The 10,000-nt window shown below is 50.8% G+C and carries 11 protein-coding genes and 1 tRNA gene; 4 read left to right on the top strand and 8 right to left on the bottom strand.

Features of this window, described 5'->3' with window-relative positions; genetic code table 11:
- Window positions 1–114: 114 nt before the first annotated feature.
- From LDL35_RS00315 to LDL35_RS00290, 6 genes are all read right to left on the bottom strand, one after another.
- Window positions 115–188, bottom strand: a tRNA-Val gene (locus LDL35_RS00315).
- Between the two features lie 67 nt (window positions 189–255).
- Complete coding sequence (gene serA, locus LDL35_RS00310) at window positions 256–1,842, bottom strand: phosphoglycerate dehydrogenase (RefSeq protein WP_304018336.1); 1,587 nt, start codon at window positions 1,840–1,842, stop codon at window positions 256–258.
- 98 nt (window positions 1,843–1,940) lie between these two features.
- Complete coding sequence (locus LDL35_RS00305) at window positions 1,941–2,405, bottom strand: nucleotidyltransferase domain-containing protein (protein WP_304018335.1); 465 nt, start codon at window positions 2,403–2,405, stop codon at window positions 1,941–1,943.
- 41 nt (window positions 2,406–2,446) lie between these two features.
- Window positions 2,447–3,862 (bottom strand): amidophosphoribosyltransferase, encoded by a 1,416-nt coding sequence (gene purF, locus LDL35_RS00300; protein WP_304018334.1) that lies wholly within the window; start codon window positions 3,860–3,862, stop codon window positions 2,447–2,449.
- 2 nt (window positions 3,863–3,864) lie between these two features.
- Entirely contained in the window at window positions 3,865–4,047 is a 183-nt protein-coding gene (locus LDL35_RS00295; protein ID WP_011449998.1) for a 50S ribosomal protein L37e, read from the bottom strand.
- A 13-nt stretch (window positions 4,048–4,060) separates the two neighbouring features.
- Window positions 4,061–4,288: an LSM domain-containing protein gene (locus LDL35_RS00290; protein ID WP_048067628.1), complete on the bottom strand. Its 228-nt coding sequence runs from the start codon at window positions 4,286–4,288 to the stop codon at window positions 4,061–4,063.
- Window positions 4,289–4,421: 133 nt separating this feature from the next.
- On the opposite strand from LDL35_RS00290, the gene LDL35_RS00285 reads away from it, so the two are divergent.
- The 3 genes from LDL35_RS00285 to LDL35_RS00275 all read left to right on the top strand — a co-directional run bounded on the left by LDL35_RS00285 (window position 4,422) and on the right by LDL35_RS00275 (window position 5,879).
- A complete protein-coding gene (locus LDL35_RS00285) occupies window positions 4,422–4,919 on the top strand; it encodes an RNA-binding protein (protein ID WP_304018339.1) in 498 nt (165 codons plus the stop codon).
- A 70-nt stretch (window positions 4,920–4,989) separates the two neighbouring features.
- Window positions 4,990–5,352, top strand: a complete 363-nt coding sequence (sepF, locus tag LDL35_RS00280; RefSeq protein ID WP_011449995.1) for a cell division protein SepF — start codon at window positions 4,990–4,992, stop codon at window positions 5,350–5,352.
- 2 nt (window positions 5,353–5,354) lie between these two features.
- Complete coding sequence (locus tag LDL35_RS00275; protein WP_304018330.1) at window positions 5,355–5,879, top strand: ZPR1 zinc finger domain-containing protein; 525 nt, start codon at window positions 5,355–5,357, stop codon at window positions 5,877–5,879.
- Here LDL35_RS00275 and purM read toward each other — a convergent pair.
- Together purM and LDL35_RS00265 are read right to left on the bottom strand one after the other, a co-directional pair.
- The gene (gene purM / locus LDL35_RS00270) at window positions 5,871–6,863 is read right to left on the bottom strand and encodes a phosphoribosylformylglycinamidine cyclo-ligase (RefSeq protein WP_304018337.1); all 993 of its coding nucleotides are present in this window, start codon (window positions 6,861–6,863) and stop codon (window positions 5,871–5,873) included. The two genes, LDL35_RS00275 and purM, sit on opposite strands and share 9 nt — an antisense overlap.
- 2 nt (window positions 6,864–6,865) lie before the next feature.
- Complete coding sequence (locus LDL35_RS00265; protein ID WP_304018328.1) at window positions 6,866–8,263, bottom strand: aspartate kinase; 1,398 nt, start codon at window positions 8,261–8,263, stop codon at window positions 6,866–6,868.
- 120 nt (window positions 8,264–8,383) lie between these two features.
- Between LDL35_RS00265 and tfrA the strand changes: the two genes are divergently transcribed.
- The coding region (gene tfrA / locus LDL35_RS00260) for a fumarate reductase (CoM/CoB) subunit TfrA (RefSeq protein ID WP_304018327.1) at window positions 8,384–10,000 on the top strand (1,617 nt) is incomplete at its 3' end.

The raw sequence follows: 10,000 nt of genomic DNA, 5'->3' as shown, positions 1-10,000 counted from the left end.
CAAATGACACGATCAATCCTAAAATAATTAATATGATAACACTTTTCAGAATTCTCAAATTGATAGACATAGTTATCCCTCTTCCTGCAACTAAAAAAAAGTATCGAAAAAAGATGGGCTCGCTGAGATTCGAACTCAGGATCTCCGCCATGTCAAGGCGACGTCATAACCAGCTAGACCACGAGCCCCCGGTTGTGCCTTACAATGTAGCCTTCCTGTCCATTTATAGATTTTGATCTGGACTTGAAAAAAAGATTAGATCCTGGCAAATTTAGCTGAGTAGATACCCGGCATACCACGGATCGCTTCCATCACTTCTTCCGGAACATCCCCATCAACATTCAGGACCATGATTGCTTCCTCACCTGGCTGGAATCTGCCGACCTGCATCCCGGCAATATTGATCTGATGTTCACCAAGGATGGTGGATGCCCTGCCAATAACTCCCGGACGGTCAAGATGCCGTGAGATGATAACCGCTCCTTCGGGGACCATGTCCATGGTGTACCCTGCAATTGACACTATCCTCGCGCCACCCTTATACAGAACTGATCCGGCGATCACCAGTTCAGAACTATCAGTGGTTACCTTCATGGTGAGGAGATTTTTATACCCTGCAGACTCGCCGGTTGTTGTCTCAGAAACGGCAATACCTCTGTCCTTGGCAATGTACGCGGCATTTACCATATTAACCGGGAACCGGAGGATAGGATCGAGCAGTCCCTTGATCGCCATATGGGTGATAAGTTTCGTCGACTGCCCGAGTGCAGCAAGATCCCCGCCATAGATCATCTCCAGTTTCTGGACACGCCCGTCAACGATCTGGATCATGAGCCGGCCTATCCGCTCTCCCAGGGTTGCATAGGGCTCAATGATCTCATGTTGTTCGGATGGGATGATCGGCGCATTCACGACATATTTCGCATCACCGCCACCAAGAACATCAAGACACTGCTTTGCTATGGAGATTGCCACATTCTTCTGGGCTTCCACCGTACTTGCCCCAAGATGGGGGGTCACTATGATATTTGGGATGCCGATGAGCGGAGAGTCTTTTGGCGGCTCTTCTTCAAATACATCGATAGCAGCCCCGGCTACCTTTCCGGATTTCACAGCCGCCGCCAATGCCGCTTCATCAATGATTCCTCCACGGGCACAGTTAATAATCCGGACCCCGTCTTTCATCGTGGCGATGGACTTTTCATTGATGATATGCCGGGTCTCTTTGATGAGTGGGGTATGAACCGTGATGATGTCGGCTTTGGTAAAGAGAGCCTCAAGAGACATCGATTCGATGCCCATCTCCGCTGCTTTATCCGGAGAGATAAATGGGTCATATCCAATGATATGCATGTTAAATGATGATGCGCGTTTTGCAACCTCTCGTCCGATACGCCCAAGCCCGACAATCCCGAGGGTCTTTTCATTCAGTTCAACACCCATGAATTTGGATCGTTTCCATTCCCCTGCCTGCATGGATGCATTCGCCTGGGGGATATTCCGACAGAGTGACTGCATCATGGCCATGGTATGCTCGGTTGCTGCCAGGGTATTTCCTTCAGGAGCATTGGCAACTATCACGCCACGACGGGTGGCAGCATTCATATCAATATTGTCAACCCCGGCCCCTGCACGCCCGATAAACCGGAGTCTCTTGCCTGCCTCAATGACCCGCTCGGTCACCTGGGTGCCTGACCTGACAAGCAGCGCGTCATAATTCTCAATGGTTGCAACCAGTTCATCTTCAGAAAGCCCGGTGTTTACATCCACCATGGCATGTTCGCGAAGAATTTCTATACCTTCTTCCGCGAGTTCGTCACTAACAAGGATGGTATATGTCACAGTACTCTCTAAGAAATCACAGTGAGATCACTTGATAGTTCGTAGATAGAGAGTCTGATTGTACTCAATATGCGATTCACAAAAATAGTGATTTATTGTCACTGGTTGCGTTTTCTTTTTCCTTTTGCAGCGTCTTCAAGATGTCTAAGTCCCTGAGTCCCAACCTGCTCATCTGATACATTATAGATGCATATCCCTGTTCGCTTTGCATTCTGTACAAAAGGAAGATCAGATTCCGAAATAGTGTATGGAAAAACATCGACACTCATTCCCATGTCAGAGAACATATCCTGGTACTTTTCTATCCTGTCGATGAGTCTTTTTTCACTTTTGTTAATAACAAGGAGCAGATCGATATCAATCCCAGGGACTGCTTTTAATTGTGCAAAAGAGCCAAACACCCAGACTTCACGGATCTCTGGATAATTCTGAAAACCATTAGAAATCCTCATCAGCCTCTCTATAATGAGATGGTAGTCAAGCCAGAATATCCTGACAGAATCTAAAGATATTTCCTGCACTGCTGATTGCTGCATGTGCATCTTCCCTGGTAAAGTGTTCATGAGGTATACCGTATGTCAGCCCGTCCGGATACTAAAAAAAATTATCTCTCGAACAGGGATGTCTGTACATCCCGGTCCACCATGGTAATGCACCGGTCATCAGACTGCTCATCCCTGATCTCAACCGGGTAACATCCGGTCAGGCATCCAAGACACAGGTCATGACGAGGGAGACCGATGGCACGTACCAGGGATTCAATGGATATATAATGAAGGCTGGTAGCAGTGATGCTCTTCCTGACTTCATCGACGTCCTTGTCGCTTCCGATAAGTTCTGCCCTCGTGGGCATGTCAACCCCCAGGTAACACGGAGCCTTGATGATAGGCGAGCCTATCCTCATATGTATCTCCCGTGCCCCGGCATCCCGCATCGTCTCAATAATCCGGCGTGATGTCGTTCCTCTGACGATGGAATCATCGACCAGGATGATTGACCGGTCACGGAGATGATCCGGTATCGGATTGAGTTTTATCCTGACTGCCCGTTCACGTTTCTCCTGGGTCGGCATGATAAAAGTCCGTCCCATGTACCGGTTTTTAATCAGGCATTCCATGAAAGGAATAGAGGACCGTTCAGAAAAACCGACCGCATATGCAGTCCCCGAATCAGGTACCGTGCAGACAGCATCTGCCTGAACCGGGTTTTCCTCATATATCATCGCCCCGATCTTCCTGCGCACATCATACACAAGAGATCCGTCGATACGGGAATCAGCCCGTGCAAAATAGATAAACTCAAAGACGCAATGTCCCTTCCGCGATGCTACCGCTATCTGTTTAAACCTGATCTCATCCCCGGAGATATGGATCATCTCACCAGGGAATACATCCCGTTCGTACTTTCCGTTCAGGGCATCAATTGCAACACTCTCTGAAGCAACCATGTACCCTGATTCTGTTCTGCCAAAACAGAGTGGCCGGATACCATGCGGGTCACGAAATGCATAGAGATCCCCGTCGTAGAGCATTACCACTGAGTAGGATCCTTTCAGACAGGCCATGCATTTCTTCACCGCATCCTCGATAGTGCCTCCTTTTCTGATTGACTCGGTAATTATCTTAGAGATGATCTCTGTATCTGATGTAGACCAGAAGATCTGTCCCCGGTCCTCGAACTGAGTTCGAAGTTCCCGATAATTCACGAGGTTCCCATTATGCGCCAGTGCGATCACATGCCCGCGAAATGTGAATAAAAATGGCTGAATGTTCTCGGGCCGGTTCTCGCCGGTGGTTGGATATCTGACATGCCCGATTCCCACGGTCCCGACCAGTGATCTGAGCAGCTGCTCACTGAATACTTCGGAGACCAAACCGTTCCCTTTGTGTTTACACAGGCCTGAACCGTTAAATGTGGCAATGCCCGCACTCTCCTGACCACGGTGCTGGAGAGCATATAACGCATAATAAAGAGAAAAAGAGACGTCGGCAGAACTTGTTATGCCAACGATCCCGCACATGATTAATGGGTTGCAACTTTCGGCCGCTTGGTGATCCAGCCGTAAGAACGCATGCGGGTAGAGCGACCAAATCCACATGATGAGCAGATTTTATGACGCTTGTGATAGGACATCCGACCGCATCTTCTGCAGGTCAGGTGAGTCTGAGTCTGTCGTTTACCTCGTGATGGTGTTCCTTTTGACATTTATTCTGCCTCCTTATTGGGGATTCGGGGAGATGTAGATTACATTATCGCCGCGAATAATCAGGGTACCGATACTCTGTGCCTGTCCTTGCACGATCTCCTCGGCTTTATCGAGCACAAGGTTCATGTGGACGTCGTATCCCTGGAGAACTCCTTTGATTTCCCTGCCCCCTTTAAGGGATATCAGTACTGGTTGGCGATTCAGGACCTGATCTAAAATATCCATAGGTCTTTTAGTCATATCAATACCCTGCACTACTCGAAATGAGTGAATAAATTGCGCCGGGATGATTCATAAACATACCTGTCATCCCACCTATCAGCCGGGGTGCGTATTGTTTATGGGAGTTCAGGTAGCCTTAACTATAGAGCATATGGGTAAACTGACCTCAAAAAGAAGACATTCAATACGAAAATCCCAGGTGAGCGGCATACTGGAACGGCTCAGAGAAGAGATTGGGGATGGAGCAGATCAGTTCGAGGGGAAAAATATCGAGATAATTGAGACAAATCAGGATGTCCATCTCTATCTGATCGATAAGGAGCCTGTCATTCTTGAAAAGGATGGAATTTTATTCCCCAGTCTGCGGGGTGCGGTAAGCCGTCCCTTCCCCCAGAAGCGTATCGTGGTTGACATGGGGGCGGTGTCCTATGTGGTGAATGGTGCCGACATCATGCGACCTGGTGTGGTTGATGTAACCCCTGATGTCACCGCTGGAAAACCAGTTCAGATAGTAGATGAGCGCCATGGAAAACCACTGGCTCTTGGGATAGCATTGTTTGATGCCGCCGACCTCCTCGCGCAGGAGAAAGGAAAGGTTGCCCGGACCTGGCATCACGTCGGTGATGATATCTGGAATCTTGAGTTCTGAAAAGGGAAAGGACGCCTGTCAGGCCTGAAAAACCAGTATCTTTATTACAACTGACAGAAAAGGTTCTTATATGGGACTTCGCGACCTTCTCTTCGGAAGCAAGGATACCTCATCCCCGGACGAATATAAAGATCTCACTCTGAAAGAGTACGAACTGAGTGAAAACCCAGCCCTTCTTGTCAAGGTCGCCACGGTTACTGGTCTGCGGGAAAGTCAGATCGTCAAAGATCAGGTATATGACGGGAATATTGTTATTGTTGACATAACCCGCCTGAAAATGGACAAGATCAATTACGAACGGGTCATGAAAGACTTCTACCAGGTGGCCCGTGATGTTGACGGGGATATTGTCGGCCTTGGTGACCAGCAATACGTGATCATCACACCAAAAAACGTCAAAATCTCCCGTGACCGCATCGGTGGCGGTGCCTGAACTTGGAACAGGACGTCAGAGGGATCTGTCCGGCCTGCGGGGAAGAGGTTGACTGGACATATAAAACGGAGAATATTCCCTATTTTTCCGATATACTGATTATTACCTGTTCATGCCCTGAGTGCGGGTATCGGTTTTCAGATGTGCAGAATATCAGCACGAATGAGCCGGTCAGGTACATCTATTGTGCGTGCTGTGAGGATGACCTCTCGGTCAGGGTAGTCAGGAGTAGTGCTGCAACGATTACCATCCCTGAACTTGGGGTGGAGATCAATCCCGGCCCGGCCTGTGAAGGGTTCGTGTCAAATGTGGAAGGGGTTCTGCTCAGAGTTGACAAGGTCCTTGATGGGATTCTGATCGACGGCGATGATGAGCAGCGGAGAAGAGCACTTGCCCTGAAGGAGAGAATTATGAACATCCGGGATGGGAAAGAGAGCATCACGCTTATTATCCAGGATCCTCACGGAAATGCGCTCATCTATTCAAAAAAAAAAAAAAAAGAGACATATTGTCCAGAATCAGAATAGCTTCTTTCCATTCAGACTGATGCCTGGTGTGGAAGTAATATGCCCAACTATCTGTGCATCAGGGAAATATTTCTGAACGGTTTTTACTCCCGCTTTTGGAAGGATGAACACATACCCCATCCCCATATTGAAGGTCCGGTACATTTCAGGTTCTGATATCTGACCTGATTTTGCAATCCACTCAAATATCTCCTGGGGTGGAAGTGGTGCATCAAATACATACCCAAACTCACCAAGCCGGTTCAGGTTCAAGAGCCCTCCTCCGGTGATATGACACATCCCATGAACCTCAGTCTCCGCGCAGACCCGGAGGGTATCTGCATAGATCCGGGTTGGTCGCAGGAGTTCATCACCCAGTGTTGCTCCGGAAGGCAGGCGATCAGAATAGGATCCATGCTGCTCGACCATCCGGCGGGCAAGAGTCAGGCCATTGCTATGAATTCCTGAAGAAGGAATGCCTACCATACAGTCACCTGGAGTTATGGCAGATCCGGTGATGACCTTCTCTTTCTCCTGGATACCAAGGCATGCCCCGGCAAGGTCAAGCCCGGTCACAAGGCCCTTGAGTGTTGCTGTCTCACCGCCGAGGATGGAGAGGTTTGCCTGCCTGGCTCCTTCATTGAGTCCCTTTCCAATCTGCCGCATCTGCTCCTGTGAGAGTTCTGAAGTTGCGATGTAATCAACGAAGGCCACCGGTTCAAGGTTCATGACGTACAGATCATTGACATTCATCGCGATGCAGTCAATACCGACCGTGGACCAGTCCTGTACGGCATCGGCAACCAGCATCTTTGTCCCTACGCCGTCTACCGCCATTGCCAGGACATACTTGCCAAATGAGATAAATCCTGCAAAATGTCCGATCTCTGATGCCATGCCAAACTGGTCCGTTCTCCTAAAGGTCAGTTCGGAGATGAGACTTTTCACGGCTGCTGCTTCAAGATCAATATCTACACCCGCTTCCCGGTACGCATCGTGTTCCATCCTCATACCTCCTCATTCATGAGATTAAATTCGTCATGAAGGACCTTGACTGCACGTGGTCCGTCCTGCTGGCGGACGACAAATGAAATGTTCACTTCTGACGATCCCTGCGAGATCATCATCACATTAATCCCTGCCTTCCCAAGGGCTGAGAATGTCCTTCCTGCCGTTCCTGCCATCCCGGCCATGCCTGATCCCACAACTGCCACTGCACAGACATCCTCGTTTGCCGTGATATCCCTGAACACACACCGCTCCTTCAGGGGTGCCAATGCCTCCATTGCGGTTCTGACCTGGTTTGCTTCGATTATCAGGGTGATATTTGCCTCAGATGATCCCTGTGATATCATCATGACATTGATCTGATGTTCAGCAAGAAGCGTGAAGATATGCCGTGCAACTCCGGGTCTTCCAACCATCTGTGCCCCGGCGATGGTGATGGCAGCAACCTTGTCTATATAGGTGATAGCTTTCACTACCCTGGAGTCCTTCTGCTCACCGCCCTCAATGACGGTTCCCGGATAACCGGGATTGAATGTGTTCTTTACCCACACCGGGATCCCCTTCTGCATGGCCGGCTCAATGGATCGGGAGTGCATGACCTTGGCACCAAAGTACGAGAGTTCCATGACCTCAATGTAGGATATCCGGGGGATGACCCGTGCCTCAGGGACCATGCGGGGATCGGTGGTCATGATCCCATCCACGTCGGTCCAGATCCATATCTCATCAGCATCAAGAGCAGCGCCGATGATGGTTGCCGAATAGTCTGACCCGGATCGGCCCAGCGTGGTAACGACTCCTTTCTCTGTGCAGCCCATGAACCCGGTGATTACCGGGACAGAGTGTTCAATGACCGGTTCCAGGCGGCTTTTGATACGCGCCTCACCTGCCGGGAGAGCAATGGCATCTCCATGGTTTTCTGTCGTAAGGATACCTGCTTCACATCCGTCAAGGACCATGGACGGGATCCCCCGCTGGCGGAGTGCGGCACTGATTATCGGTGCGTTCAGTCGCTCACCAAAAGAGATGATATAATCACGGGATCTGACCGTCAGTTCCCTGAGATGGTAGACTGCATAGAGAAAATCACGAAGGTTCTCAATGCGCCTTGTGATGATCCCGCTGACTTCAGGGGAGAAGTCCGGGGCTACCTCTTTCAGGGTTGAGAGGTGCCCTTCAGTCAGATATGCGACGAGATCTGCAACCTCAGCAGCATCCCGTGAAGTGACCATAGCTTCTGCGCAGGTGATCAGCCGGTCAGTAACCCCCCGCCGTGCAGAGATTACAATTGCCAGACGATCATGCCTGGAATATCGATCATATACAATATCTACAGCCCTTCTGACTGACTCAGCGTTCTGGACAGAAGTGCCTCCAAACTTCATGATGAGCTTCATGCAGGTGCAACTCTCCGTTACTATGGATCTTTTTTTCTCAAAAGGGATGCTGCAGGCGTGGCTGGAGGGGAGATTGTCTTACCAAAACATCAAAGTCGTTCTGATTGTGACGTGTATATAATGCAGATTCAGGAGATCATCCGATCCCATGTTCTGGTAATCGGGAGCGGAGGTGCAGGAGTCCGTGCTGCCATCGAGGCCTCTGCACACGGGACCTGTGTACTTATTTCCCGGACCATAGCCGGGAAAGGCGGGTGCACAATCATGGCTGAAGGCGGGTATAATGCGGTGATGAATGAGGCAGATACTATCGCCGATCACTTTGCTGACACCATGAAGGGCGGGGCATACCTGAATGATCAGGATTTGGTTCATGTCCTGACTGAAGAGGCCCCTGACCGGATGCAGGATCTCATCTCCTGGGGCGCGGTGTTTGATGTCACTGACTCATGTACGATCTGTCAGCGGCCTTTCGGGGGCCAGTGTTTTCCACGGACCTGTTATGCCGGAGACCGGACCGGACATGAGATGATGGTAACGTTGATGGAACGGCTGGCACACACACCGGTCCGTGTATGCCATGAGATTGCCGCCTTTGATCTGCTCATCTCTGAAGGCCGGGTTATTGGTGCCCTCGGGCTTGACCGGAAAGGCAGGCTCTATACCTTTCTTGCTGATGCCACTGTCCTTGCAACCGGCGGTGGGACACGGGTCTACGATATCTCAACAAACTCCATGAGCGGGACCGGTGACGGCTATGCGATGGGATGGCGCGCCGGGGCAGAGCTGATCGATATGGAGCAGGTGCAGTTCCATCCGACCGGTGCGGTATACCCTTGGGATGCACGGGGACGGCTGGTCACTGAAGCGGTGCGGGGAGAAGGGGGAGTTCTCAAGAATTCCCTTGGTGAGCGGTTCATGTCCAGGTATGATCCTGACCGGATGGAACTCTCAACCCGGGATGTTGTCGCACGTGCGTGTGCAACCGAGATCATGCAGGGAAGAGGAACTCCTCATGGGGGTGTATGGCTGGACGTCACCCATCTTCCTGCCCGGACCATTGAGGAGCGCCTGCCGGTTATGCTTGAACAGTTCCTGAAGTACGGGGTTGACATCCGGATCGAACCAATGGAAGTCGCACCGACCGCGCATCATATCATGGGTGGTCTCCGGATTGATCCCTCCTGTCAGACCACACTTCCTGGGTTGTATGCCTGTGGGGAGGTTGCCGGAGGGGTGCATGGCGCAAACCGTCTGGGTGGAAATGCCCTTGCAGAGACACAGGTCTTTGGGGCACGGGCCGGGGCGTCAGCAGGGAGAAATACCCACCGGGAAGGAGAGGTACCGGATGATCAGATCACCTCTGCAGTCCAGATGCTCGATGGATATCTCAGCGGTGATATCCTTCCTGATCAGGTGAAGGGTGAAGTGCAGCGGATCATGTGGAAGGGAGCAGGAATTTTCAGAAACAAGGCTGCACTTGAGGAAACAAGAGCCGCCCTCGATGTCTTGTCAAGAAAAAGACTCAAAGCAGTCGATCCATCGGGGTTCATAGATTGTTGTACGACCAGGAACATGATTGATACCGCGCGGCTTATCGTGACCGCGGCACTTCTTCGGGAGGAGTCCCGTGGAGCACATGTCAGGACTGATGTCATGCAGGACTGGGATAATCAGACGTCGCCATTTGGCCATACGATCCTGACCAGGACCGGGGCGACGATCGAGCGGAGGAGA

Origin of the sequence: Methanospirillum hungatei (assembly GCF_020216685.1) — an archaeon.
Lineage (GTDB): Archaea > Halobacteriota > Methanomicrobia > Methanomicrobiales > Methanospirillaceae > Methanospirillum > Methanospirillum hungatei_B.
Note: the sequence above shows the minus strand (reverse complement) of the source record. Positions and strands in the feature narration are given on the sequence as shown.